Source organism: Arthrobacter sp. yr096 (genome assembly GCF_900108925.1).
Lineage (GTDB): Bacteria > Actinomycetota > Actinomycetes > Actinomycetales > Micrococcaceae > Arthrobacter.
This window is the reverse complement of record NZ_FNYI01000001.1, coordinates 361,190-387,824: the sequence shown is the minus strand read 5'-3', so window position 1 is coordinate 387,824 and position 26,635 is coordinate 361,190. Positions and strand designations below refer to the sequence as shown.

23 protein-coding genes and 2 tRNA genes are annotated in these 26,635 nt (G+C 62.1%); 14 read left to right on the top strand and 11 right to left on the bottom strand.

Features of this window, described 5'->3' with window-relative positions:
• Positions 1-5: 5 nt before the first annotated feature.
• The 9 genes from BMY91_RS01680 (at position 6) to BMY91_RS01635 (ending at position 12,524) form a co-directional block, all read left to right on the top strand.
• Positions 6-4,784: a peptidoglycan DD-metalloendopeptidase family protein gene (locus BMY91_RS01680; RefSeq protein ID WP_090817428.1), complete on the top strand. Its 4,779-nt coding sequence runs from the start codon at positions 6-8 to the stop codon at positions 4,782-4,784.
• Positions 4,785-4,796: 12 nt separating this feature from the next.
• Positions 4,797-5,774, top strand: coding sequence for a phage tail family protein (locus BMY91_RS01675; protein ID WP_090817425.1), 978 nt, complete (start codon positions 4,797-4,799; stop codon positions 5,772-5,774).
• Entirely contained in the window at positions 5,768-6,895 is a 1,128-nt protein-coding gene (locus tag BMY91_RS01670; protein ID WP_090817421.1) for a Gp37-like protein, read from the top strand. Before BMY91_RS01675 ends, BMY91_RS01670 begins: the two co-directional genes overlap by 7 nt.
• Positions 6,895-7,887 (top strand): hypothetical protein, encoded by a 993-nt coding sequence (locus tag BMY91_RS01665; RefSeq protein ID WP_090817418.1) that lies wholly within the window; start codon positions 6,895-6,897, stop codon positions 7,885-7,887. The genes BMY91_RS01670 and BMY91_RS01665 overlap by 1 nt, the downstream gene beginning before the upstream one ends.
• 104 nt (positions 7,888-7,991) lie before the next feature.
• The gene (locus BMY91_RS22900; protein WP_143054029.1) at positions 7,992-8,213 is read left to right on the top strand and encodes a hypothetical protein; all 222 of its coding nucleotides are present in this window, start codon (positions 7,992-7,994) and stop codon (positions 8,211-8,213) included.
• A gap of 213 nt (positions 8,214-8,426) precedes the next feature.
• Positions 8,427-8,816: a putative phage holin gene (locus tag BMY91_RS01650; protein ID WP_090817409.1), complete on the top strand. Its 390-nt coding sequence runs from the start codon at positions 8,427-8,429 to the stop codon at positions 8,814-8,816.
• Positions 8,809-9,720, top strand: coding sequence for a M23 family metallopeptidase (locus tag BMY91_RS01645; RefSeq protein WP_090817406.1), 912 nt, complete (start codon positions 8,809-8,811; stop codon positions 9,718-9,720). Before BMY91_RS01650 ends, BMY91_RS01645 begins: the two co-directional genes overlap by 8 nt.
• A 3-nt stretch (positions 9,721-9,723) precedes the next feature.
• Positions 9,724-10,080, top strand: a complete 357-nt coding sequence (locus BMY91_RS01640) for a hypothetical protein (RefSeq protein WP_090817403.1) — start codon at positions 9,724-9,726, stop codon at positions 10,078-10,080.
• Positions 10,081-10,097: 17 nt separating this feature from the next.
• Positions 10,098-12,524, top strand: coding sequence for a M14 family zinc carboxypeptidase (locus BMY91_RS01635; protein WP_090817402.1), 2,427 nt, complete (start codon positions 10,098-10,100; stop codon positions 12,522-12,524).
• Positions 12,525-12,578: 54 nt separating this feature from the next.
• Here the strand turns inward: BMY91_RS01635 and BMY91_RS23050 are convergent, their stop codons facing one another.
• From BMY91_RS23050 to BMY91_RS01625, 3 genes are all read right to left on the bottom strand, one after another.
• Complete coding sequence (locus BMY91_RS23050; RefSeq protein ID WP_177179821.1) at positions 12,579-12,749, bottom strand: hypothetical protein; 171 nt, start codon at positions 12,747-12,749, stop codon at positions 12,579-12,581.
• A complete protein-coding gene (locus BMY91_RS01630) occupies positions 12,746-13,621 on the bottom strand; it encodes a hypothetical protein (RefSeq protein WP_090817401.1) in 876 nt (291 codons plus the stop codon). The genes BMY91_RS23050 and BMY91_RS01630 overlap by 4 nt, the downstream gene beginning before the upstream one ends.
• 62 nt (positions 13,622-13,683) lie before the next feature.
• Entirely contained in the window at positions 13,684-13,893 is a 210-nt protein-coding gene (locus BMY91_RS01625; RefSeq protein ID WP_143054028.1) for a hypothetical protein, read from the bottom strand.
• On the opposite strand from BMY91_RS01625, the gene BMY91_RS01620 reads away from it, so the two are divergent.
• Together BMY91_RS01620 and BMY91_RS01615 are read left to right on the top strand one after the other, a co-directional pair.
• Positions 13,888-14,205: a hypothetical protein gene (locus BMY91_RS01620; RefSeq protein ID WP_090817398.1), complete on the top strand. Its 318-nt coding sequence runs from the start codon at positions 13,888-13,890 to the stop codon at positions 14,203-14,205. The two genes, BMY91_RS01625 and BMY91_RS01620, sit on opposite strands and share 6 nt — an antisense overlap.
• Before the next feature lie 152 nt (positions 14,206-14,357).
• On the top strand, positions 14,358-14,729 hold the full coding sequence (locus BMY91_RS01615; protein WP_090817395.1) for a hypothetical protein: 372 nt from the start codon (positions 14,358-14,360) through the stop codon (positions 14,727-14,729).
• A gap of 367 nt (positions 14,730-15,096) precedes the next feature.
• Here BMY91_RS01615 and BMY91_RS01610 read toward each other — a convergent pair.
• From BMY91_RS01610 to BMY91_RS01580, 7 genes are all read right to left on the bottom strand, one after another.
• A tRNA-Met gene (locus BMY91_RS01610) sits at positions 15,097-15,170 on the bottom strand.
• Between the two features lie 61 nt (positions 15,171-15,231).
• Positions 15,232-15,303 (bottom strand) — tRNA-Thr (locus BMY91_RS01605).
• Positions 15,304-15,432: 129 nt separating this feature from the next.
• Positions 15,433-15,933, bottom strand: a complete 501-nt coding sequence (locus BMY91_RS01600; protein ID WP_090817392.1) for a LysM peptidoglycan-binding domain-containing protein — start codon at positions 15,931-15,933, stop codon at positions 15,433-15,435.
• Between the two features lie 150 nt (positions 15,934-16,083).
• On the bottom strand, positions 16,084-18,240 hold the full coding sequence (locus tag BMY91_RS01595; RefSeq protein WP_090817389.1) for a DEAD/DEAH box helicase: 2,157 nt from the start codon (positions 18,238-18,240) through the stop codon (positions 16,084-16,086).
• A 380-nt stretch (positions 18,241-18,620) separates the two neighbouring features.
• The gene (locus BMY91_RS01590) at positions 18,621-19,277 is read right to left on the bottom strand and encodes an MOSC domain-containing protein (protein ID WP_090819064.1); all 657 of its coding nucleotides are present in this window, start codon (positions 19,275-19,277) and stop codon (positions 18,621-18,623) included.
• Between the two features lie 67 nt (positions 19,278-19,344).
• Entirely contained in the window at positions 19,345-20,019 is a 675-nt protein-coding gene (locus BMY91_RS01585; RefSeq protein ID WP_090817386.1) for a response regulator, read from the bottom strand.
• A complete protein-coding gene (locus BMY91_RS01580) occupies positions 20,016-21,563 on the bottom strand; it encodes a sensor histidine kinase (protein ID WP_090817384.1) in 1,548 nt (515 codons plus the stop codon). Before BMY91_RS01580 ends, BMY91_RS01585 begins: the two co-directional genes overlap by 4 nt.
• 152 nt (positions 21,564-21,715) lie before the next feature.
• Here BMY91_RS01580 and BMY91_RS01575 point away from each other — a divergent pair, with 152 nt between their 5' ends.
• The 3 genes from BMY91_RS01575 to BMY91_RS01565 are packed head-to-tail and all read left to right on the top strand — an operon-like array spanning position 21,716 to position 25,154.
• Complete coding sequence (locus tag BMY91_RS01575; protein WP_090817380.1) at positions 21,716-22,423, top strand: Tat pathway signal protein; 708 nt, start codon at positions 21,716-21,718, stop codon at positions 22,421-22,423.
• Positions 22,424-22,425: 2 nt separating this feature from the next.
• The gene (locus BMY91_RS01570; protein WP_090817376.1) at positions 22,426-23,631 is read left to right on the top strand and encodes a glutathionylspermidine synthase family protein; all 1,206 of its coding nucleotides are present in this window, start codon (positions 22,426-22,428) and stop codon (positions 23,629-23,631) included.
• On the top strand, positions 23,628-25,154 hold the full coding sequence (locus tag BMY91_RS01565; RefSeq protein WP_090817370.1) for an APC family permease: 1,527 nt from the start codon (positions 23,628-23,630) through the stop codon (positions 25,152-25,154). The genes BMY91_RS01570 and BMY91_RS01565 overlap by 4 nt, the downstream gene beginning before the upstream one ends.
• Position 25,155: 1 nt before the next feature.
• On the opposite strand, the gene BMY91_RS01560 is transcribed toward BMY91_RS01565, so the two are convergent.
• Positions 25,156-26,520: a glycosyltransferase 87 family protein gene (locus BMY91_RS01560; protein ID WP_090817367.1), complete on the bottom strand. Its 1,365-nt coding sequence runs from the start codon at positions 26,518-26,520 to the stop codon at positions 25,156-25,158.
• Between the last annotated feature and the right edge of the window lie 115 nt (positions 26,521-26,635).

The following is a 26,635-nucleotide window of genomic DNA, read 5'->3' as shown; positions in this document are numbered from 1 at the left end:
ACCCCATGCCTGTAGTCGGCATCGCCGAAGTTCTTGTGAAGCCTGTCTTCAATGGAGTGCAGCGGATGATTTCCCGCAATGTCACTCCTGCCGCTTCGAGGGCTGGCCGGGCCGCAGGGCAGAGCATGGGCGCCGGTATGGCTGCCGGGTTCAACGCCGAAACGGCCAACCTCGAAGCGAAGGTCGCCCAGCTTGGCAAGGTAACGAGCAAAGCCGAGACTGACCTAGCCGCGTCCAAGGACAAGCTCAAGGTTGCATCTGACGCCGAATCCAAGTCTCTGGGCGATCTGCGTGTAGCTGAATTGAAGCTGCAGGAGGTGCGCGAGAATTCAAGCGCTAAGGCATCTCAGATCGCTGCCGCCGAAGAGAAATTGCAGGCCCTGCAAAACCGGGCCGTCGCCGCAACGGCACGGCGCGAGTCGGCGGAGCGCAGCGTCGCCCGGGCCACAAACGAATTCAGTGAAGCGCAACACCGTTCCTCCGCGGCCTCGACTGAACTCGAAACGCACATGCAGCGCGTGTCCAGCCAGGCCGATGAAACTGGACGGCGGTTTGGACGTCTAGGCGTGGCGCTCAGCAACATATTCCGCGGCCGAAGCCCGCTGGCTGGAATGGCTGACGGCATGCGCCAGGACTCCGATCGCGTCCGCGTCGATCTGTCTAGGCTTTCCCGGGATATGCAGCGGGCGGGCAGCATGGGCGCCAACGCATTCATGCAGAGCTTCAAGGTCCTCGGTGGCCTCTCTGCTATTGCGCCGCTCGCCGGCGCCGCTGGCGCTGCCCTGCTGGGCGCCTCAGGAAACGCTGTCACTTTCGCTGCGTCGCTGAGCTCCCTCGCTGGCGTTTCGGCATTGGTGCCGGCTGGCCTGATGTCTATCACTGCTGGCGCTGGTGTCCTGATTTCCGCTTTCTCTGGTGTCGGTGAGGCGCTGAAGACGGCAGTGGACGCTTCCAACACTCTTGCTGGCCCTAACCCCCGGCTGGCCGCTATGGCGGTTGAGGACGCGATGATGGCCATCACGGTGGCCGAAGAGAACGCGGCCGAGGCGCAGGAGAATGCTGCACGTCGCGTAAGTGACGCAAAGCGGAACCTGGTCGACGTCACCCTCTCTGTTGCTGAGGCTCAAAAGTCTGCCGCGGCGGCCGTTGAAATGGCGGAACGCGACGAGGCCAAGGCTGCGCGGGACGTGATTCAGGCGCAGAAGGATCTCGTCAAGGCCCGCGAAGAGGCCGCTAAGAAGGTCAACGATGTCGGTCGCGCGCTCGACGCGGCCAACGCACGGGCCCTCGCGTCGGCTGCGGAATTCAAGAAGGCCACGGATCTCTACGAAGCCGCGGCTCGCAACCCTGGCACTTCCGAAGCTGTCTTGGCTCAGCTGCAGAACAACGTCGAAAAGGCTGCCGCGGCCAACAACGACGCCAAGACGTCCGTGCTGCAGCTGCGTGACGAGCAAGCCAAGGCTCAGGATCAGGCCAACAAGGACAACGAAAAGGTCCTCAGCGCAGAGCAAAAACTGAGTGATGCACGGCAGGCGCAGACAGATGCGATCCAGTCGCGCAAGGATGCTCAAGCGGATGTGCTGAAGCAGGAGCAAGACGGTGCGCAGCGGATCGCTGACGCGCAACAGGCTGTTGCTGATGCGACGAAACAAGCTGAGAAGTCGCAGGTCGATTCGGCTCGTGCTGTAGAGCAGGCCCACCGGAACCTTGAACGGGTTCAGATGCAGCAGGCTGATCAGGCCGCGCAGGCTGGGTCGAAGTCGGCGGACGCGATGGGCAAGCTGACGCCAGCTGCGCAGGAAGCCGTTCGGGCATTGCTGGTCGTCAAGGACATGCTCGGCGGAATCCGGCGCATTGCACAGGAGAACTTTTTCACTGGGTTTGCGGCACCACTGCTGTCTCTCGCTAATTCGGTAATGCCGCAATTGGCAGTCGGTGTGGGCGCTATCGCATCAGCCCTTGGCTCTGGGGCGCAGATCTTCATGAGGTCACTCGAGAGTGCATTCGACGGTGGCGTGCTCGAAGCTCTGCTGTTGGGTGTCGCTAAGACGACCTCCATCTTGAATACGGCTATCGACCCGGTGGTTCAGTCATTCACGACTCTGGGTGTCGTCGGCATGGACTACATGCCACGGCTTGGACAGTTCGTTGCTGACCTGGCTGGGAAGTTCAACAGCTTCGTTCAGGGTGCTGCAGCTGACGGCCGATTGGCGGCATGGATTGAAGGCGGCATTCAGGGCCTCAAAGATCTATGGTCGATCGCCCAGTCGGTGGGCGGTATTTTCTCCGCACTGAACCGGGCGGCCGAAAACGCTGGCGCGGTATCCACCCTTGGCGGCCTGGCAGATGCGATGTCCCGTATTTCGGACATCATGAACGGGACCAACTTCCAGGCAGCCCTTACGACCATCTTCGATGGTGCCAACAAGGGCGGATCCGCTCTGCTGGGCGTGCTCGATCCACTTGGCCAAGCGTTCGCGGTCGGTGCCCCTGCCCTGTCCCGGTTCCTTGAACTGGGAGGACAGATCGTTGCTCTCGTGGTGGGTAGCCTCGCCGGGGCATTGTCGAATCCTGCCTTTGGTGCTGGGCTGACAACGTTCCTAGAGGGCGTGCGGACCGGAGTCTCTGGGCTCGCTCCCATCCTGCCGACGCTGACAACCGCGCTCGGTGACGTTCTGACGGCGTTGGCTCCGCTGATCGCGGCGGCCACACCCGCTCTCGGCGAGGCTCTGGCGATCGTTGCGAGCGGCGTCGCGGAACTGGTTCGGTTCCTGACACCACTGCTCACGGCAATCGTCGGATCGCCTGGCGTGATCCTCGCGGTAGCTGGCGCCTTCGTAGCATGGAAAGTCGCCATGGCCGGCATCTCACTGTTCGGACTGATCCAATCTCTCGGCTTGCTCGAAGGTCAGACGATCCGTTCAACGATCGCTCTTGGCGCGCAGAAGGTTGCTGTAATGGCAGCCTCCGCAGCTTCGCGAGTTGCGGCCGCGGGCCAGTGGCTGTTGAACGCGGCGCTGTCTGCAAACCCCATTTCAATTGTGGTGCTGGCCATCGCGGCGCTGGTGGCCGGGCTGGTTTGGTTCTTCACTCAGACCGAGCTTGGGCAGCAGATCGTTCAAAATGTCTGGGGCGCCATCCAAGTCGCTGTTTCGGCGGTAGTCGACTGGTTCCAGTCAACGGCGATGCCGATCATTCAGCAGGTCTTCGCAGTCGTCGGCGGCGTCTTCACATGGCTCTACGAAAATGTGATTCGCCCCGTCTTTGAGGGGATCTCGCTTGTCGTCGGAGCTTGGTGGGCCGTGACAAGCTACATCTTCCAGATCCTGCAGGCCGTGATCGAAAAAATCGTCGCTCCAGCTTTCGTCTGGCTCTACGAGAACGTGATCAAGCCGGTCTTCGGATTCATCGGCGCCCTGATTTCAGCTTGGTGGACGACCATCGTCAAGCCGATTTTCGACGGCGCAGTCTGGCTCCTGAATAACGTCCTGGGCCCGGCCTTCAACTGGCTCTACCAGGTGGTCATCAAGCCAGCCTTCGATGGCATCGGCGCGGCGATCAAGTGGGTATGGGAAAACGTCATAAAGCCGGTCTTCGATACCCTCGGCGATTTCATCACGAAAACGATACCGAAGGCATTCGAGGATGGCGTCGGCTTTATCAAAACGGCGTGGGAGAAGCTACAGGAAATTGCGAAGGCGCCCGTACGGTTCGTGGTCGATACGGTCATCAATGATGGCCTGATCAACGGCCTGAATGGGATCGGCAAGTTCCTTGGCCTGCCTGAACTTCCTCGCGTGGCGTTGCCTGCCGGGTTCCACGACGGCGGTTATACGGGCGACGGTGGCAAGTACGATCCTGCGGGAATTGTGCACGCTGGCGAGTTCGTGTTCACCAAAGAGGAAACCCGAAACGCTGGTATCGGCAATCTGTACGCGCTGGCTAAGAAATTGCGCGGGTACGCCACTGGAGGTCTGGTCCGGCCGATTCGGAACGCCACGATATCCCAGCCGTTCCACTCCGGACATAACGGCATCGACTTCGCGGCGGCCACGGGAACTCCCGTGTTCGCTGCTGGTCCTGGCCGAGTGTCCTCCGCGGGATGGTCCTCCTACGGCGGCGGTAACGAGATCCACATCGACCACCCCAACGGGTTGCAGACGTGGTACGCGCACCTTTCATCGTTCGCGGTGAAGATGGGCCAGATGCTCACCGCCGGCACAAAGATCGGCGAGGTCGGTTCCACCGGCAATTCCACCGGACCGCACCTGCACTACATGGTGCTCAACGGTGGATGGCCTAGCTACGTCAACCCGGCGGCCTACTTGGACGGCGGCGGCGAAGCAGGATCCGGCGGCGGCGGATGGAACCCGATCGCGGACATCGTGGGCGGCTTGGTTGACCAGTTCAAGAAGGCATTCCCAGAGGCTGGCTTTATGGCTGATATGGCCATTGGCGCAGGCAAGAAGTTGCTAGATGGGGCCGTCGATTTTGTCACCGGAAAGGGTGGCAAGGATGACGGCATTGGGTCAACTGGCCTGCCGTACTTGCACGATCAGGGCGGCATCATCAACCCGGGCCTGACCCAGGTGATGAACCGGACCCGCAAGCCAGAGGCTTTGCTGAACCCGCAGCAGTGGGCGGACATTCACTACCTCGCGACCTCGCGTGGTGGTGGCCGCGGTGGGGTCACTTTCACGGGCCCGGTTCATGTGCGAGACGAAAACGAGATGGCTCGAATCATCGAAACCCGGCAACGGGATGCATTCGCGGTCCACAGCTAGACAAGGAGTCCAATGGGCATCGCTTTCGCAACTCCCTACAGGCCGCCGCTTCCGGCGGTGAGCCCGTGGACGCGGGCGGCTATGACGTGGACCGCGAAGGGAGTCACTTGGCCCATCACAAGCCCTGCATCGGGAGTGTTCCTGATGCAGGGCGTGAGGGGCCTCGGCTCGATCGCCACTGACCGGCACTCGACAGCTTCGCCTGCTGTGGCAGGTTCGAAGCACGAGGGCACGTCCGTTCTTGATCGAGAAGTGTTCTGGCCGCTGCATATCTTCAATGACGGCGGTTCGCAAGCGTGGATGGAACGTGACCGCGCTTTCTGGAAGGGCATGGACCCGGACGACGTCGGCGTTTGGGAGATAACCCACCCGGACGGCGCCAAGCGTTCCATCGCCCTTCGGTTCCGAAGCGATGGCGACCACACGGTTACCTACGATCCGTTCAGGTACGGGTGGCAGACCTATGGCATCACCCTTATGGCCGACGACCCATTCTGGCGCGGGGACCCGGTGGTCAGGTCGTGGAAAAACCCTGAGTATCAGCCGTTCTTCGACCCCGATGGTCCGCAGCTCTTCAATATCGGATCGTCCAGCGATATACAGACGGCCACGATCGACAACCCCGGCGACGTCGAATCGTATGCTCAGTGGTTCGTCGATCAGGGCGCCACGTCCGCGTCTGTGGGTGTCGGCGGCCTGATTGTCGACGTACCCTTCCCAGTTCCGGCCGGCAAGTGCCTAGTGATCGACTCTGAGCCGGACAACATCGGCGCGACCATGTACACCATCGCTGCTGGTGCTGCCGAGATGAAGCCGTCAGATCGTGTCATCGGCGTGCACCTGACTAACCCTGTCGATAAGTCGCCAGACCTTGGCGAAGCAGACTTCGCCCCGATCCCTGCAGGCGCCAAGGTCCGGCTCTCAATGACATTGGAGGGCCCTGGCTCGGTGGAGGCTCGCCTACCGACCTTGTACAGGAGGCCATGGTGAGCGTCTTTCGTATAGCGGTCTACGACAAGGACCGGCAGTTCCGGTGCCAAATCGGCAATCCGAAGGCATTGACAGCAACGGTCCGGCACAACCTTGTAAGCACTGCCAGCGTCACTCTCCCTCTCTCGCATAATCGGATGTCAGAGTTGCAAGCCGACGGGGCTCGGGTGAAGATCAGCTTCCGCGGGGAACACCTACTCTCCGGGCCGATCGTTTCTGAAGAGGGAGAATCTGACGGGCTCACAGGATCGGTCACCTTCAACATTGAAGACGACTTTCGGGTACTGAGAGACATCACGGGCTGGCCGGTTCCGACGTCACCAGTCACAAACCAAGCCGCCGCCGAATACCGGACGTACACCGGAACCGCCGAATCGATACTCAAGACGGCCGTTAACGAAAACGGCGTGACACGCATGGGGATTCCCGGGCTCATCGTCGCGCCGAACCTTGGCCGCGGAGCTGTAGTCCCGGGAGGCGTGCCTTTCCGCATGCACTACCTTTCCGATCAGTTGTTTCCCGCGATCGAACAGGCCGGCATCGGCGTCACCGTGAAACAGGTTGGCGCCAATCTAGTGCTCGACTGCTATGTTCCGCGGACCTACACGCGGAAGCTCTCAGTCAAGGGGCGAACTCTCCAGTCGGTGAAGTGGTCCCGTTCGCGGCCGAATAAGTCGAGGGTCATCATCGGCGGCCAGGGCGAGGGTACCGCTCGGAACTTCCGTTCAATCACGGACAGCTACCGAGAGTCCACCTACGGCATGCGAGCAGAGACTTTCCGGGACGCACGAGACGACGACTCACCGTCGGTAATGGACGCTCGCGGGCAAGAAACCCTCACCGCCGAAGGCCCAAAGAACGGGATCAGCCTCAGCTTGGCCGGCACCGGAATATTCCAGTACGGGCCCGGAGGCTTCCGAGTCGGAGACACACTCCCCGTGGACATCGGAAACGACGTCGTCATTTCCGAAATGCTACGCGAGGTCGCCTTGACCTGGGTTTCCAAGGACTACGCCAAGGTCGAACCGACCGTCGGCGAACTAACAAACCAAGCTGCCTGGATCACGGCCGTGCGCATTGCCGCACTGCTCAAAGGGCAGCGGAATCAGGAGCGACGCTGATGCCAGTCGAGTTCATTTCTCGTGGCTATGACACGACACCCGACAAGCCCTACACCGAGGTTTTCTGGGGAAATGCCCATTCGGTAGTCCCCATCGGTTCATCCACATACGGCGTGCGCGGCACGGCCGACTGGAAAGTCACGCCGGTCGCCGGAGCGGATCGCACTGTGTCCATCGCGCCAGGCTACGGATGGGGTTGCGGGGTAACCGACCAGACCGTTGCAAATGAGACGCTCCAGTTCGACACGAACGTCTCGGGCACCCGCTACGACATCGTTGTGGTGCGCCGCGACTGGACGCCCACGGCTGGCGTATCCAAGTTCATGGTTGTCAAAGGCAGTGCCACCAAAGCCATCCCCGGCACCCGCAAATCGGGGCCGGGTGTTGAGGATGACCAGCCGATTGCGATAGTCCCGATCATTGCAGGCCAGACGCAGCCGGGCCCGATCATCGATCTGCGCTGCTGGGCTGGCAACGGCGGCGTCGTCGCCAAGGATGTCCTTGCCCTTGGGTACCTGGCGCAACTAGGCGCGGCCGTGCTCATCGGTGCCGCAACCTGGCGCTACCGCTTTGGCACCAACGACTCTCCCGGCTGGTTCAGTGACGTTGCAGACATCAAGCCCATCGCATTGTCCGGGGGTTATGCAGCCCTCGGAGCAGGGCTGGGTACGCCCCAGACCCGGAAGCACGCAGACGGCCGGGTGTACCTTGGCGGCGCCATTGGCGCGTCCGGGCCTTCAGTGAATGTGGACAAGGCGGCTCCCAACCGGTTCAAGGTCGGAGAGGTTGACGCAAGCCACTTGCCGGAAGTGATCGAAGTGCTGGAACCGATCGCGACGGCCTCCATGGGCAAGGTGTTCCTTTACGTCTACCCGACCGGGCATGCGAAAGCGGGCTGGATTGAATTTGAGGCTTCCATCGCGGCTGGCGTCATACCCAAAAGCGCGTTCTCGATCCTGCTGACAGGCGGACTCAGTTGGGCGGCGGCATGATTGACGGATTCCCCGCGCTGGTGGGCTTAACTTCCCCAGTAGCTGCGACCATAGCGGTCTTCTATCTCGTGTTCACCGGCAGGCTTTGGACGAAAACTGCGCACATGGACGTAGTGCGCGTGCTGGAAGCACAGATAGCTGCGCTCATCACAGACCGGAACAACTGGCAGTCTGCCGCCACCTTGGCAAACCAGACGAACAGTGACCTGGCCAAGACGAACAGTGACTTCATCGAAAACGCGAAGTTCTCAGCACATGTCATGTCTGCGATTCAGGAAAACGCGGCAGGGGGTGGCGCCCATGTTGTTCGCGAAGCTACAGGCTAGGGTCGCCGAACTGCGGAAACTCCCGCAGTTAGAGCCGGTGGACCACGCATTGGCCGAGGCCGCCATTGAGCACGCGGTGGATGCTCACCGCGCCGCTCAGGAGCAGCGCGCTGAGGCAACACAGGCCGTGACAAATCTCCGCGAGGTGAATATCCGAAACGGATTCGCGCCCGCAATCGAAGCACAAATCATGAGGAAGTTAGGAAGGGCCACGTGAAGCGGACCATCTTCAAGGCAATCACTTGGGCCCTGATCGGCGCAGCGTTTGTGACCACGTATTCAATGCTCGGCCTTCCGGGGTTGTATATCGGCTACGTAGCCGGATCCTTCTGGGTTGCTCTGCCGATTATCTATTGGATATGCCATCCGGATTGGTGGATGACGCGTATGGGCCGGGCGCTCATGATGCTGCTCGGCTCACTTGCTGCCCTGTTCATCCTGATTATCACGAGCGGGATATTCGGTGCGACGCCGCTGCGTGAGGTCTTCCGCATTGTCATCTACTCCGCCGTGCTCGTGGCAGCCGTTCGGCTGGCTGTCCTGTTCTTCCAGCTCCGCATTGGTGCCGACTGGCACAACGACAAGAGGGGGAACGATGGTTAGGCCTGTTGACTTTCCTATCACTCAGACGTTCGGGGAAAACCCCACCAAGGACATCCGCCCCGGCAGCCCGGACTACTGGATCATCGAACTGTTCGGCAACTATCAGCCGGACGGGCACGCAGGTTTCGACTGCGCGTGCCCCGAAGGAACTCCCGTGCGGGCTGTGGCAGACGGCGTCGTTCTCCACATCGGGTGGATGGGCGGAACCTACGCAGACAACCCTTGGTGGGTTGCTCCGAACTTCGCCGGATACTGCGCGGTCATCGACCATGGCAGCTTCATTGGCATCTACGGCCATTGCAAGGACGGCTCCGGGAAAGTTTCCAAAGGCGCGCGCGTGCGTGAAGGTCAGGTGTTCATCCTGTCCGGAAACACCGGCGGCTCAACTGGCGCGCACCTCCACTTCGAGGTCTTGCCTGATGGCTACAACCTCAACGCCGAGTTCTACGGGCGCGTCAACCCAATCCCATACATTGGCTCGGCCTCCATCGGCCCGGCCGGCGCCATCACCGATCCCCAGGAGGACACTTTGTCCGCAGCAGAAGTCAAGCAAATCAACGACCACACAACGCTGATGCTGAATCAGCTTGCCCTCGACGGCCAGGCTGGCGGACGAACCCGCGGCGGCCTAGCCGACGTCGCGGACAAGGTAGGCGACGTCTGGGCATGGCTACGAGGCGGCGAAGCTGGCAAGCGAGTAGCCGGACCCATCCCAGCCATGCTCGCAGGCATCCAAGGCCAAAACGCTGGCCTGCTGGAAGCACTCAAGCAGGTCACCAGCGCTCCCGGCTCCACGCTGGACTTGGAGGCTGTGAAGAGCGCAGCCAAGGCGGGCACCGCCGAAGCTCTGGCGGACCTCGAAGCGACCGCGACCACCACTGTCACACTGAGCCAGGAAGGCTAGCCCATGACTGAAACTCACGTCCTGATTACGGCCCTAGCCGCGGCACTGTCAATCATCAGCCCGGTCGCCATCGCGTTCTACAAGAACGACGGCTGGCGCAAGATCACAAAAGTAAGCGTGCCCATCGTAGTGGCTGTCGCCATCGCGGCCGCGTACCTCTGGGTGAAGGGCCAAACGCAGCTTGTCACCCCGGAGGACTGGTTGAATGCCTTCCTCACTTTCTACGCCATCCAGCAACTTGCATACACCACCGTGCTCCGCTGGATCGCTGAACAAGTCGAGAAGGCCGGCGTCCAAGCCAAAAGCAGCACCGTCCCCGGTGAGGTCGTCGATAGCGACGAACCTCAGCACCGCGCCTAATCACCTTTGGAGGGTAAGTGACTGACTACGTCCACGATCAAGTGCTGGTGGCTGATGCTGCCAGCTTCACACGGGCGCCAAACTCGGCCATCACGGCCTACGACGCGAACGATGCCGCCGAGACTACCCCGTTGGCCCTGAAAGACCTCAACGGCCTGCCACTTGGCAATCCAATGGTGTCGAGCGCGGACGCTTTCACTCCCGCGTTTGTAACGACGTCTCCCCAAGTCAAGCTTGTCGGTGGCGGACTCTCGGTGCTGTCAGAAAGCTACAAGGGCGTCAGGGATGAAGCTGTTGCAGCCAAGGTTGCGGCGCAGGCTGCAGCTGCGGACGCTGCCGAAGCGGCAGCATTGGCGCAGGCGCCGACTGACGCGCAGGTTGACGCTGGCGTTGCCCGGGCGAACATTCCCGGGCAGGTCGCTAACGTGGTACCCCCGCTGGTGAGCTCCCAGGTGCCGCCACTCGTCGCCGCAGCCATCGCAAGTGACCCAACTGTTGCCTCATCTGCAGCATCGATGGCACAGTCCACCGCGGGCGTGCTGTTGCGGCGACCAACACTGGCCTCTGGTTCACTTGGTGCCCTGACCACCCAGACATCCTCCGGGGCGTACGTGCTGAGTACGTCCAACGTATACACCGATCTGCCTGCCGGTGTGGCTGTAGACGCCAACGGAAAGATGACCGTGGGCGCAGACCTGTTCACGATTAGTTCCGGGGTTGGGGATACCCGGCAGGAACTTGTACTCCGCAATGCCGGAGGCAGGTACCAGCGGGAGCAGACCAGTGGAAGCAACTTCACCATGTGGCGACGCGTGGACAGGGTCACCGATACTCTCTACACCGATGTGATCGCAATCAAGGCATGGAACGCCTTCCGTCCGTTTGGCACTCTGGCAGCCGGATCCCTGGGCGCGCTGACCACAGCAGCTTCCACGGGTTCCTACGTGCTGAACACGACGAACGTCTACACCGACCTGCCCCCGGGGGTTGCGGTCAACGGCAGCGGCCAACTCGTTACCGGCGGGCAACTGATCAACATCAGCAGCGGCGTCGGTGATACCAAACAGATCCTGACCATCCGCAATGCAGGTGGAGAGTTCGAGCGGCAGCAGACTAGCACTGGCGTCTTCTCCGCATGGCGCAGGACTGATCGGGCCGCCGATGACACGGTGTTCACGGATGTGCGAACGATTCGCGACGACTGGAACCCCATTCGTTTCATTGGCACCCTAGCTTCCCGTTCGTTGGACACGATGACTGGACCGTCCACGAACGGCCTCCACACCCTCAATACCGCTAACATCTACACCGGCCTTCCGGTGGCTGTGGTCGTTGATGTGAACGGAAAGCTGGTCACCCCTGGTTCGATCTACAGCCTGTGCAATGGCCTGGGGGATGGCCAGCAGATCCTGACTATTCGTTCCAACGGTGGCGTCTTTGAACGACAGCTGACCAACTCCACGACTTGGACGGCGTGGCGTCGAACGGACCGCGCTGATGACGCACTCTACTCGCGGGTGGCGCCGCTAGAGCGTGTTGTTGGCACGCCCGGCGCGGGTGGGCAACCGAGCGAGATCAACGCACAGTTGAGGATGCTCGGGGCGCAGGTCGCTAAGTCGCACCAGCCCCTCACCCTTTGGGAGGGGACCGGGATCTGGACAGCTAGGGATGCTGGCGATTTGTTCCTTGATCAGATTGCATCCAAGTATCCGGCGATCAAGCTTCGCACCCTCGGGTACAGCGCGTTGGGTTCCCCCATCCGCGCCGCGCACATCGGCAACCCGGCCGGGCCGGCCATGCTGCTGCAGGCAGGCCAGCACGGCGACGAGGTTGCGTCCCGGGAGGCTGCCTTCATTTGGCTGCGGGAACTGGCAGAGTCGAGTGACCCCGGCTTGGCGACGTGGCTTGGTTCGAACTGCATTGTGGTCATTCCAACCATTAATGCGGACTCGATCACCAAGACACGGTTGTCATCTACTGGCACGGACCTGAACCGTAACTGGGCAACTCGGACGACTCCGGAGGTTCAAGCGGCGTCCAGCATCTTTGGGCTGTACCCGAATATTCTCGTTGCCATTGATGCCCACGAAGGCGGCGGAACGTCTCAAATGGAGATTGACGTATCGCCGACTCCGGAGGTGGCCGCCCCGGTGGCGGCTATGAATCAGCAGCTATTCAACGCGGTTTTCAGCGCGTTCACTTCTGCTGGCCGGCCGGTTGGGCAGTACACGGCAACCTCAACTGAGACCACGTGGGCGATGAACTACATGCCAGCGGTTCAGCGAGTCCCATGCCTTCTGACCGAGTCTCCGTCCCTGCTTGAACCGAACATCTACACCCCGAGCCCAACGAACCGAGTTAACGACCAGTTGCTTGCGTTCCGAACAGTTCTGGCCCATCTCCGGGCTAATCAGGCAGCATACGCGGCCGCAAAGGCTGGCTAGAAAACAAAGAGCCCCACCCTTCTCGTTTAGAGGGGTGGGGCTCTTTTGTGCGTGTTAGGAGACCTTGCGCCATTCTGTTTGCAGATCCGATGCTGCTCTCTTGGCCGCTTCGACAGTCTCGGCCGGAGTCCAAACCAGACCGTCCGGGGTTCTGTCCTGAAACTCAGCGACCGGCGCGGCTGGTTCTGCGGGCATCGAGTCGTCAGTTCCGGGGTCTATGCTCATGCGTCAAGGCTAACAAACTGCCCAGCGGCAAGCCTAGGGATTACAACGTCCCAGGACTCCGGGCCCACCAGCTGCTCAAGCCCGCTGCGGAGGTCATCCTTCGGTGGAGGGGTGTGCCCCTCCCGCCAAGCAGCCTGGAATACGTGGATCTTATTATCCGGGTGCTGCACTTCAAGGAACGGTTTCAGGTGCCGTTCTATGTGGTACTCATCGTTGAGGTTTTGCAGGTAGAGGACAGTGCTGCCAACACGGCGACTGTAAATCTCTCGCAGATCCGTCACGGGCATGTCTGGGATACGGCTGATCGGGTCGTACTCATCCTCGGATATGCCGTAGGCGAGTGTGGCCCAGTCGCGGACGTTGCGGCCGTGGTATTTCGTGATGTCAGTTTGCGGGTTCCAGATGAACGCGAGCGAACCTGGGAAGAGACTGGCGAAGTACAGGCTAGCGAAACCACCGCCGGACCCGCCGAAGAAGATGACCCGCTCTGAACCATGCGACTGCAGCACCTTGTCAATGATCCGAGGAAGTACGCTCTGCACACGCTGATGCTTGTTGCCCGCAAACCACGACAGTTGCAGTTTGTCCGAGAGGATCAGGCTGGGGTCTGAGATGGAGATCCGGTTGGCCTGCAAACCTGCTGTGATGCCACCACCAGATAGGAACGGGATCTTGTGGTGCGCTTCGATGGCGCCGTGAAGGATGATGACCGTGGTGTTAGCGCCGATGTTGCTGTTGACCAAGTCGATTGGCAAGTTATTGTGAGCGATGCTCAGAATCCCGGGTGGCACATCCTCCGCGCCGAGGAAAGTGTCAAGGTCCCGGTAGTTGGTGACCACGTTGGCTTTGGTGTCTATGAATCGCTCGCGCACCCGGTCAAGCCTACCTGACAAGGTTGTTGCTCCCATCTGCCATGTTGAACGAGGGACAAGGTCTAGGCGTCCTGGGAGCCGACCAGTTTGCCGTTCCAGCACTCCAACTCTCGCAGCAGCCAGGTGAGCGCTCCGCCCTCTTCCACAACGGTCATCAGGAAATCGGTGGTCGCGTTGAGCGATTCGATTGCGAGGGCATCAAGCGGTTCAATCTCGCCGCGGTTGAGCTCACCTTCGGCGCCGTCCGGCATGACGATGTGCGGTCTATGCACAACCGCATTGCGTTTCTTGGCAGCTTTGCCTGCATCTACAATCCATGCCCGAATTCGGTGCCGCGTGGATTCTGGAAGTTGCGCGTCTCGGACGGCAGTCTTCAAGATCTTGAGTTGGCGACTGACGCTGCCTGTTTGCGCCCAGCGGGTCATTTCAGCGTCAGCGAAGGTGAAGCCGTTGACAAGGCAATGGAGCGTCAGTTCGAAGGCCTTTCCATTGACCACTACATTCCCGATACCGCGAAGGCGCCGGTCCTCATCTGGGAAGAAACCTGGGCCCGCAAGCTCGCTACGCATCCGAAGTCCGAATAACTATGGCTTTACAGCCTTCGGGGACGAGCGCCCTGGCTGCGGCCAGCGCCGCGTCATAGGTGCCTCCGGATGCTTGCGCAGAGCCTTGCTCGCCGGCCGCGTTTTCAATGGTCAAGGTAACTTCCACCTGACTATCTTGGCATGATGGTCCCATGCCGATCTATCCGCCGACGTCGTTCCTGCTCGACGGGGTGACGTACGAGTTTGAACATCCGGAGCGTGCCGGGCCCGTAGAGGACGTCCGGTCCTGGGAGATTGACCAGCAGCCAAAAGTGCACGCGCAAATCCCGCTGAAGGATGGCGGCAAGATTGCAGTCTACGCCCACGCTACTCACTGGAATCGCACCCAGATCGGCGTTCAGTGGTACGACGACGACAAAGACAGCCTCACCGCCTGGATACCCAAAGAAGACGTCCGGCCGGTCACCAACTCAGAGTGGGACATCGATGAGTACAACCGTTGCCCTGAATGGCTACGAGTCATCCAGTGGGGCAAGAGGCTGCCAGGATTCCTGCCCTGGTGATGGCTACGGAACGGGCTTCCACCAGCGCACTGGAGGCTGGGTGCGATGATTCTCACATTTCACGTTGCTACAGCGGACTGGTCCGTACACAACTCCACCTCCGCCGCCGAACGTGGTGGTCGGCTCAGCTGCGTCCTCGGTTGGATGCCCGCATGTGACGCATACGGTTTCCCTGCTGATTCTTCGTTTCGGATGGTTGTTCATGCTGGCCATTCTGCACCCTTCACTGACTGGCTGGCGCATGCTGTCGTTGGCTACAGTTGGCTACCCTCAAAAAGTGCGATTGGCTAAAGCTCTGGCTACAGTGAGCAGCCTCTGAACTTGGCCGAAAACGAGAAAATCCCCGGCTTCCCGGGGATTTCTTCGGTAGCGGTGGGGAGGCTCGATCTCCCGACCTCACGATTATGAGTCGTGCGCTCTAACCAACTGAGCTACACCGCCACGAATGAGAAAAACCTGTGCCAAGCCGGTCAAAACCGCCTTGACACAGGCCCTCATTCAGAGCCCCCCACCGGAATCGATCCGGTGACCTCGTTCTTACCAAGAACGCGCTCTACCACTGAGCTAGGGGGGCAACGAGTAAATACTCTACCGGACGTTTTCAGAAGCTACAAATCGGCGAAACAACGCGGAAAAACGGCGCCGACACAATTTGCGAAGTCGCCGTTTTCCTGATCCAAATCCGGTTCAATAGGCCGTCACCTCAGGGCAGGCGAAGTACCTGTCCCGGGTAGATCAGGTCCGGGTTGGGGACGGTATCGGCGTTGGTTGCTATCAACGCACCAAGGTCCACACCGAACTGGGCCGCAATGCCGCTCATGGTGTCCCCCTGTTCCACCACAACCTCCGTGACCCGCGGCGCCACCGGCCCGGGCTGCCCCGCCCCTGCAGCGGCCTCAGAGGCCGCCTCCTGCGCTTGCGGCTGAATCTCCGGGGCGTCGGGTTCCAAGCCCTCCTGAGCGGCCTCCTGCACCGCTGCCGCATCCGCAGCGGCCTGCTGCTGGGCCGCCTCGGCTGCAGCCGCCTCTGCCGCGGACTTGTCAGCCGCGGAAACCCCGACGACGGCGGCATCCTCTGCGGCCTGGCTCACGGCTGTCTGGTCCTCCGGTGTGGTCCCGGGAGCGGCATGCTCCGTGTGATCCTTTTCACCGTGGTCTTTGGCGCCGAATCCCAGGTTCTTCCTCACGTTGTCCAGCAATCCCATGGAGCACCCTCCTGTGTTCTGCGGCCAGTCGGCCGGCACCTTGATGGTACGGGGGGGCGCGGGCGCATGTAACCCCGTTAAACGCCTCAGGGGCCGGCTGGAAAGCCGGCCCCTGAGGGGAATTACTGGGTTTTTACCACCCGCAGGTGTTTACCACTTGCCCTTGCGGTTGAAGTCGCGGTTGCTGCCTTCACCGCCGGTACGGGGCTTGCGGGCTCCGTCACCGTGACCACCGAAGCGTGAGCCGCTGGCCTGGCCGCGGTCGCGGTCGCCGTAGCTGCCTGCGGTGCGCTCGGAACGGTCGCTGTAGGAGCGGCCGCCACGGTCAGCGGAGGTACGCTCGCCGTCGGACTTACGGAAGTCCTTCTTGAAGCCACCGTTGCCCTTGAAGTTGCCGCCGCCGCGGTTCTCGCGGTCACCATAGCCACCGCGTCCACCGCCCTGGTAACCGCCACGGTCGCTGTTCGGCTTGCGGCCGTTGTCCAGCTCAAGGTGGATCAGTTCGCCACCGATGCGGGTGCGGGACAGTGCGCGCAGCTGCTCGGGGCTCAGGTCTGCCGGGAGCTCCACCAGGGAGTGGTCCGAGCGGATGTCGATGCCACCGATCTGTGCGGAGGAAATGCCACCTTCGTTGGCAATGGCGCCAACGATGGAGCCCGGCATGACGCGCTGACGGCGTCCGACGGCGATCCGGTAGGTAGCGTTGCCCTCGGTGAGTGCACGGGTGGGGCCACGGGAACCGAAGCCATCCTTGGAGCGCTCACGCTTCTGGTACTCAGGAGCTGCAGGCAGTTCCTTGACCAGCAGGGGCTGACCACCCTGCGCCATGACGGCCAAGGCTGCTGCGATCTCGGAAGCCGGAACGTTGTGCTCTTCCTCGTAGGAGGAGATGAGATCGCGGAATGCTGCAACATCCTCGGACGCCAGGGTCTCAGTGATGCGCTCGGCGAACTTGCCCAGGCGCAGCGTGTTGACGGTCTCTGCGGTGGGAAGGTGCATCTGCTCCACCGGCTGGCGGGTTGCCTTCTCGATGGAACGCAGCAGGTACTTCTCGCGCGGCGTCATGAACAGGATGGCGTCACCGGAACGTCCTGCACGGCCGGTGCGGCCGATGCGGTGCACGTAGGACTCGGTGTCGTGCGGGATGTCGTAGTTGATGACGTGGCTGATGCGCTCAACGTCAAGACCACGGGCAGCGACGTCGGTGGCCACGAGGATATCGATGCGGCCTTCCTTCAGCGCGTCAACAGTGCGCTCGCGCTGCTGCTGCGGGATGTCGCCGTTGATGGCGGCAGCCTGGAAACCGCGGGACTTCAGCTTGTCGGCGAGGTCCTCGGTAGCCATCTTGGTGCGCACGAAGGCAATAACGCCGTCGAACTCTTCCACCTCGAGGATGCGGGTCAGGGCGTCCAGCTTGTGCGGGCCCATGACCTGAAGGTAACGCTGCTTGGTGTTGGCACCGGTGGTGGTCTTGGACTTCACCGAGATTTCAGCAGGGTTGTTCAGGTACTGCTTGGACATGCGGCGGATCTGGCCCGGCATGGTGGCGGAGAACAGCGCAACCTGGCGGGTTTCGGGGGTCTGCTGGAAAATCTGCTCCACGTCATCGGCAAAGCCCATGCGCAGCATCTCGTCAGCTTCGTCAAGTACCAGGTACTGGAGCTCGGAAAGGTCCAGTGAACCCTTGGCGATGTGGTCGATCACACGGCCCGGGGTACCGACAACAACCTGCGCACCGCGGCGCAGTCCGGCCAGCTGCGGGCCGTATGCCGAGCCACCGTAAACCGGGAGAACGGTGAAGTCGTCAATGTGCTTGGCGTAAGAGGTGAAAGCCTCGGCAACCTGGAGGGCAAGTTCACGCGTCGGGGCCAGGACCAGTGCCTGGGTCTTGCGTGACGGACCGTTGAGGTCGTGGAGCTCGGCCAGGCGGGAGAGGGCCGGAACAGCGAAAGCTGCGGTCTTGCCGGTACCGGTCTGGGCCAGGCCGACGACGTCGCGGCCTTCAAGGAGCAGCGGGATGGTGGCTGCCTGGATGGGTGACGGCTTTTCGTAGCCGACATCCTGCAAAGCGGCCAGAACACGGCCATCGATACCAAGATCGACGAAGCGGACGCCTTCTTCTTCCTCTTCTTCTGCCTTGGGGGCAGGAGCTTCGGTGAAGGCGGGGGCTGCAGACTCGGCTGCAGCGTTCTCGACGGGGGCAACGGCAGCAACCGGTGCTTCAGCTTCGGCGGGTGCCGTGGTCTCGGCTGCTACAGCGGACTCAGCGGTCTGGGCGTCGAAGTTTTCGTTGAGATTTTCGGTCATAGGGGGAAATTCCTCATCCATAGGGCAGTCGGCGCGGCCCGGTTGGGCTTGGCCGCAGTACTCGTCGCGGAGGCAGGCAAAGTGCCCTGCTCCCGCAAGAAGTCCGGCGCTATCGCAATCCCATGGCAGGACTTCCCGCTGCATCTCTTGGCTGCTATCCCAGCAGTCTGTACAGCGTTTTCTTTAGCCGGCTCTCCCTATGAAAATGCCCGCACACAATTGCGGGCCCCAACACTTACCAGTCCTGCCTCAAGAATTGGGCAGGAGAAAGGGATTTCCGGAGTGGGGGATATTTCAAGTGTAGGGCACGTAGCACCCCCGCCGCGAGTTAAGACCCCCGGGTAGCCGGGTGAGCTTGTTCACACCCGGCCTCGAAGCTGCTAGAGTCCGCTCCTCCGCAGGACTTTCTCAAATTCAGGACGGTAGTCATCCTGCAGGCGGATCTCCCCGTCAGCTTCGGCATCGAGCAGGATATGGACCATGTCCGCGGTGGGCTCACTGAACCACTGCCCCACGGTGATGCCATGTTTGGGGATGAAGGTGCGGTGGATGTGGTCGCCGGCGGAGATGCTGCCCGTCTTGATCACCCGAAGGTAGGTACCCACCCTCCCGGCCTCGGAGAATCTCTTGACCCACGTGGGCTCCCCCAGCACACGCTGGAAGGTGGCGCAGGGGGTCCGGGGGGATGTCACCTCCAGCTCCACGTCCAAACCGATCTTCCACCGTTCGCCGATGACAGCCCCGGTGGTTTCAATGCCTGCCACGCGCAGGTTCTCCCCGAAGATGCCGGCTGGAAGGTCCCGCTGCAACTCAGCTGACCAGTAATCGGCGTCGGGCTGCGAGTAAGCGTAAACGGCTTGGTCTTCCCCGCCATGGTGCACACGGCTGGCCTGCACATCTCCGTGGATGCCCAGCTTGTGTACTTTGACCGGTCCCTCGACGGGACGTTTGTCGATGGCGGTGACGCCCACGCCTCCAAGGGGGTCCGGAAGCAGCTGGTGGACACGGCAGACGGCAAGAAGGGATGCGGTGTTCATGGTCACAGTCTACGGATTCCGGCGGCCCAGCCCACGAATCCGGGAGACAGGAGACAGGAAACCCGGATCACGGATCAAAGCGGTAGCCCATGCCCGCTTCTGTGTGCAGGTGGCGCGGCTCGGCCGGATCACGCTCCAGTTTGCGCCGCAGCTGGGCAATGTACACACGCAGGTACTGGGTTTCCTTGGCGTAGGCCTGCCCCCAGACCTGGGTAAGGATCTGTTGCTGGCTCACCAGCTTGCCCTTGTTACGGACCAGGAGCTCCAGGATGTTCCACTCAGTGGGAGTCAACCGGACTTCCGCGCCGTCCTTCACGATTTTCTTGCCCGCAAGATCCACCATGAAATCCGCGGTGGCCAGGGTGGGTTCCTCGTGCTCGGTGACAACACGGCGGGAGGCAACCCGGAGGCGGGCAAGCAGCTCATCCAGACCGAAGGGCTTGGTCACGTAGTCGTCCGCGCCGGCGTCGAGCGCTTCCACTTTGTCTTCCGAAGCGTGCCGGGCGGACAAAACAATGATGGGCATGCTGCTCCAGCCACGGATCCGACGAATAATCTCCACGCCGTCCATGTCCGGCAGGCCAAGATCCAGCACCACGATCTCCACGGGCTGCTTGGCCACGGCCTGGAGGGCATCGGCGCCAGTGCCCACCGACAGGGCCTGGTAACCGTGGGCCTGAAGGGTCACCTGCGTTGCCCGGGCAATCCGGGCTTCGTCCTCCACAATGAGTACCAGCGTCATTGCGCGTCACCGGTCCACAACGGCAGGGTGACCACCATGGTCAGGCCTCCACCCGGCGTCGGCTCCGCGGCAAGCCGGCCACCCATGGCCTCGCTGAACCCCTTGGCCACGGCAAGTCCCAAGCCAATCCCGCCGCCCGCAGCAATGCCGCCCGGTCCGATTCCACTCCCGGGAACAGCCGACGGCGAATCACCAAAACGTTGGAATGGCTGGAACATGGTGAGGACTTCCTGGTGGCCCACTCCCCTGCCGTGGTCCACAATCCTCAACTCGCCGGCGGGCCGGTCCCCCAAGGTAATGCCGGCGCCGGCGCGGGCGGTCAGGACCACGTCAGAGTCCGGCGCATACTTCACCGCATTTTCCACAATGTTGGCCACCACGCGCTCCAGCATCCCGGAATCGGCCTGGACAGGGGGAAGGTTGGCCGGCAGTTCGTTGCGGAGGCGCTCCCGTGGGACTCCCCTCAGCGCCTGGGGCAGGACATCGGCCCAGACAATGCCGGTCAGCAAGGGGTTGACAGCATCGGCCGTAATCCGGGACATGTCCAGGAGGTTGTCCACCAGGTGGTCCAGGCGGTCTGCGTACTCCTCGATGGTCTCCAACAGTTCCCGCTCCACCTCCGGCGGAAAATTCACGTCCTCCTGGCGCAGGCTGCTGACCGCAAGCTTGATGCCGGCCAACGGCGTCCGCAGGTCATGCGACACGGCACGCAGAATGGAGGTCCTCATCTTGTTGCCCTCGGACAGCCGGACATTGTCCCTCCGGCTCTTCACCAACTGCTGGCGTTCCCGCACGGCCACCACGAAAGCCCCGAACGCAGCCAGCAGCCGCTGCCGTTGAGGGGACAAGGGCCCGCCGCGCAGCAGCAGCGTGTAATGGGGATCGACGACGGCGGCGTGGTCCGCTGCGGCATGGGTCACCGGCGGATTGAGGCCGGCGCTCGCCAGGACCTGCCACGTCGTCTGCATGCCGGATCCTCCATGTGCCGGGGCTCCGGGAGCCGATGAACCCAACAAAGTCACGGCCTCCATGCCCAGATTGCTGCGAACCTTCTCCAGGAAGGTTTCCAGGCTGCCATCAGAACTCAGGATGCGCAGGGCAAGTTCGCTGAGCGCGGTGGCTTCCGCTCCGGACCGCGCCGCTTCCTGCGCACGCCGGCTGGCAAGGCCCACCGCGAGCGCCACGCCACAGGCCACGGCCAGGAAGACCACCAGGGTGAACAGGGTGGTGGGATCGGCAATGGACAGCGAGCCAACAGGATCGGCCGAGAAGTAATTCAGGAGGAAACTGCCCAGCACCGCCGCAACTACAGCCGGCCACAATCCGCCGATCGCGGCCACAGCAACGGCCACTGCCAGTTGCAGCAACATGATCATGGCGAAGTTACGGAAATTGAACACGGTGACCAGGAGCTCGACGGCGGGCGGCAGCAAAAGTGCCAACACCAGGCCCGTGATCACCCGGCCTTTGCCTATGCCGCGTACCGCCGGCAGCCGCAGCAGCACGCCGTCGTCGCCGTTGCTTTGTGCCTCAGGTACCGCCATGGCTCCATCCTTACATGGTTGGCCGCGTGGGCAGTTCTCCCCATTTCCGTCCGTCACCCGTGCCGGAGCTGCGTGCAAGGACTAGGCTTGCTCTGAGCATTCTGGTCCGGCGTGGCGCCGGACACTTCAACGGTCTATCCAGGGGGATATTCATGGGCCCGAAAGACAGCCCTGACGCAGCCGGCAACAACGGCGGCAGCAGGGACAACAACAGCGAGTTCGGAGCGGGCAACAATCCGCCCAAACCCCCACCGTGGCAAGTGCCCAAGCCTGAACTCCACCCCGAGCTGTTCACCCCTGTTGAGGGCGGCCCGGAGCAGGAAAAGAGTGCGGGCAAGGGCAAGAAGCGTCCAGCGCCGGCTGCAGCATCCCAGGGCCAGGCAGGAGCATCAGAGCCTGGCCAGCCCCTCCCTGTCATTGACCCCTTCGCCAAGGAACGCGAGCGAGGGGCAGCTGAGGCAGCGAAAAAGAAGAAACGCTCCCAACGCCGAACCGTGGTTGTGGGCTTGGGTGTGACCGCCCTCCTGGCCGGAACCATCACCGCGATCGTTGCCAGCAATGAGCAGGAAGCCGACTACGCGCAGGTCTGCTTCAATGAGGAAACCGGCGAGCGCGTTGATGACAACGAGTGCAACAACAGCAGCTCTGCCGGCCGGAGCTCGGCCATTTATGCCTGGTACTTCTACTCCCGGGGAGCCAGCGTTCCCGCCGTGGGGCAGAACCGCAGTTCCTACCCGAGCTTCACCAAGACCGTACCCACCGGGGCCAAGACGGCCACGGGGTACAGCACCAAGGGCGGCACGGTCAGCCGCGGCGGCTTCGGCAGCAGTTCCAAAAGCGGCGGAAGCTCAGGAGGCTAGGCGTGCGTCGACTGCACTCCGAGCCCAGGCCGGACTGGAAGCAAAAGATCGAAGAACAGGGCTTGGTATTTTCCACCACCACCATGCCCGATGGCCGAAAAATCGAATACTGGAACGAGTCGGCATACTACGAATTCACCATGGACGAGGTGGAGACGCTGGAGAAGACTGCCGAGGACATGCACATCATGTGCCTGGAAGCAGCAAAGTACCTTGCCACCGGAGCCATGGGCGATATCGGCATTGGACAACAGGCACTGGAGCTCGCCGGCGAATCCTTGCTGGCCGCGGACATGGACATCTACGGCCGCTTCGACTTCATCTATGACGGCAAGGGCGGCCCGGCCAAGATGCTGGAATACAACGCCGACACCCCCACCGGGCTGATCGAAGCATCCGTTGCCCAGTGGTTCTGGCTGCAGGACGTTTACCCGGAAAAGGACCAGTGGAACGGAATCCATGAAGCCCTGATCCGGCAGTGGAAGAAGCTGCAGTTCAGGACCGGCATGAGCACCCTGCACGTGGCGCACTCCGAGGCGGAGGAGTCCGGCGAGGACTGGATGACGGCGGCCTACATGCGGGACGTCGCAAGCCAAGGCGGGTGGACCACCATCGGCATCAACATGTCCGATATTGGCTGGGATCCCAACCTGAACCGCTTCGTGGACCTGGACAACTTCATGATCAGCACCATGTTCAAGCTGTACCCGTGGGAGCTGATGATGAAGGAGCCGTTTGGGCACCGCCTCCTCCAGCGTGCCCACAACCCACGATGGGTAGAACCGGCATGGAAGATGCTGTTATCCAACAAGGCATTGTTGGCTGCGCTTTGGCACCTCTATCCGGATCACCCGAACCTGCTGCCTGCCTACCTCGGCGATCCTGGTCCACTCAAGGAATGGGTGGCCAAGCCCCTGCACGGACGTGAAGGCGACAACATCCGCATCCACGCTCCCGGCATCGAGATCCAGCAGCCGGGCGGTTACGGACGTGAAGGCTGGTGCTTCCAGCAGTACCACTCCCTGCCGGACTTCGACGGAAACCATCCCGTCCTGGGCCTCTGGGTAGTGGATGGCGAATCCGTGGGGTGTGGCATCCGGGAATCCGATGGGCCCATCACGGACTACTTCTGCCGCTTTGTTCCCAACACCATTGACGCCCCGGCGCCCATCGCGCCCCCTGCTACTTCCTACGGAGCTGCACTATGAGCACTGAAACCTCGACGCCGGGTAGCGGCTCAGCGGGCGGCGACCGTACCGCCGTCGTACCTCCCAAAGGCCTCCATGCCGGAATCCTGGACCTCGGCGATTCCGTGATGCTGGGCCTTGCGTCCACCGCGCCTGTCTATTCGCTGGCGGCCACGCTGGGACTGATTGTTGCCGTGAACGGCAACTACACTCCCCTGATCCTTGTTCTCGGCTTCATTCCGGTGCTGTTCATTGCCTACGCCTTCCGTGAGCTGAACAGTGCCATGCCGGACTGCGGGACCACCTTCTTCTGGGCGCGCAAAGCCTTTGGACCGTGGGCGGGCTGGTTGGGTGGCTGGGGTGTGGCGCTGGCCGGGGTGGTGGTCCTGGCCAACCTGGCACAAATTGCCGGCAAATACCTGTGGCTGCTGGTGGGCGATGGTTCCTTGGCCGACAACACGTGGCTGGTCACGGCCACGGGCGTGCTGTTCATCGGGTTCATGACCTACGTGAACCACCGCGGGATCCGGCTGGGCGAACATGTCCAGCGCACCCTGACCTACATTCAGTACATCTCGCTGGGCATCTTCGCGGTGGCCATTGTTTTCCGGATAGCCGGTGGAGCGCCTGAAGGCCAGGCCTTCGATTTTGAATGGTTCAATCCGGCCGGCGCCTTTGCGGACCCGGGCGCAGTGGTTCACGGCGTGTTGCTGGCGTTGTTCATTTACTGGGGCTGGGACACCTGCCTTGCCCTCAATGAGGAAACCGAGAACCCGGCCAAGACCCCGGGCCGCGGTGCAGTCATCTCGGCATTCGTCCTCATGGCCATCTACGTTTCCGTGGCACTCCTGGTGATGATGTACGCCACGATCGGAACCGATGGCATCGGCCTGGGCAACGAGGCGAACCAGGATGACGTGTTCCTGGCCATGAAGGACGTCGTCCTGGGCCCTTGGGGCTGGCTGATCATCGTGGCCGTGCTGGCGTCCGTCCTGTCCTCCACACAGACCACCATCCTGCCCACCGCACGCGGAACACTGTCCATGGGTGTCCACGGTGCGCTGCCACCGCGTTTCGGCAAGGTCCACGAGCGATTCCAGACTCCGGGCTTCTCCACGCAGGTCATGGGCGCCGTAGCTGTGGTCTATTACGTGGCCATGAGCTTCCTCAGCGAAAACCTGCTCTCAGACTCCATCAGCGCCATCAGCTTGTTCATCGCGTTCTACTACGCCCTGACCGGCTTCTCCTGTGTGTGGTTCTTCCGCTCCACGCTCCGGGAGTCCGCCCGCAATCTGTGGTTCCGTGGGATCCTGCCGTTCCTCGGCGCACTGTCCCTCACTGCGGCGTTCTTCATTTCCGCAGTCCAGATGTGGGACCCGGCCTACGGAGACACGCAGATCTTCGGGATTGGCGGGGCTTTCGTCAGCGGCGTGCTGCTGCTGGCCTTGGGCGTCGTCCTGGCTGTTGTGTGCCGCTTCGCTCCCTCCACGCGTGGCTACTTCACAGGTGCGCGGCCGGAGATTGGAGTGGTGCGCGGCGAGTAGGCTACGGGGCCTGGCGTCGGGCCGCAGCCCACTGACGCAACCGGGTGGGCACGTCAGGCACCTCATCGGTTCGGACGGAGTTCCTCCGAAGCGCCACGAACCAGCAGATGAGGATAGCCACAGCACAAAACACTCCGGCGCTGGATGCCATGATCCAAAGTCCGGGAGTCTGGACGTTCAGGTCAGCGGACCCCAGCGCCAGGCCGATGGTCTTCGGTGAGAAGAAGAACACGGCTGTGGATACAGCCAGGACGGCCCCCATGACTATTCTCTGGGTCTTGTAGCGGGCCGGGGTTTCCTTGATGGTCCAGGCGAAGGCGGGCAGGACCACGGCCATCCATACCCAGTGGTGCGACCAGGAGACCGGGCTGATGAGCAGCATGGCCAGTGCCGTCGTCGAGATTGCCAGGACGCGGGCGCCTTGCGCGCTGGCTGCCCTGATCAGCAAGGCTGCCAGCACTATGGTGGCCAGGCTCAACGCGAGCCACGGCAGGGTCACGGAGTCGTGCGGGACACCAAAATGCAGCAGCGCACCCTTGATGGAGAGGTTGTCCACGTATCCGGCGCCGCCGATGCGTGACGTGTCCGGAAGGATCTCCAGCCAAAACTGCAGGGATTCCGCCGGCCGCAGCAGCCAGCCGAGCAGCACAGTGGCAGCGAAGCCGATGGCCATGTTCGCGAGCCCACGCCAGTCCTTCCGCATCAGGAAGTACAGGCCAAATACCAGCGGGGTCAGCTTGATACCCGCGGCGACCCCCACCAGGAAGCCGCTGCCCCTGAAGCCCCGGCGCTTGGAGAAGCCGCCCAGCAAATCAATGACCATCAAGCCCATGAGCAGGATGTTGATCTGCCCGAACGCCAACGTCTCCCGCCACGGCCCCAGGAACACGACGGCAAGGAACAGTGCGCACGCTATCCAGCAAGCCTTGGTGGAAGACAGCGCACTGCGCAGGTCAGGCTTGGAGGACCAGTACCGGACGATCGTCACGGCGACCCAGGCGGCCAGTGCCACGCCCGCAACGTTGAACAGCATCAGCGCCGCCGCTTGGGGCATCCGCGCCAGCAACCCGAAGACCAGGGCTGCGAAGGGCGGGTACGTAAACGGAAGCTGCGGTCCGCCGGCCGAGGCAACGCTGGGACCGTAGAGTTCCGAAGGCGCTGGGCCCGCTTGGTTCAGGATGCTCCCGCCGAACCAGTAGACACTGAAATCCAGGCCTTGTTTGGACCAGTCCGCGAGCATCATCCATACGGGCACTACCAGCACGGCCAACGGCAGCAAACGGAGCAAAACCGAGGATCGTGATGCTTTTTTGCGCGGTGCTGCGGCATCTGCCGTGGCCCGTAAATCGACGTCAGGCAGTGCCATACAAAATCCCCCAAGTTAAGCAAACAGCAATGGGGGAAGTGTGCGACCCCCGTTCCATAGTACTGAAAGGGCTCCCCCGGTCCGTCGGCCGCCGCCTGCCGTCGCTGGGCCGCCG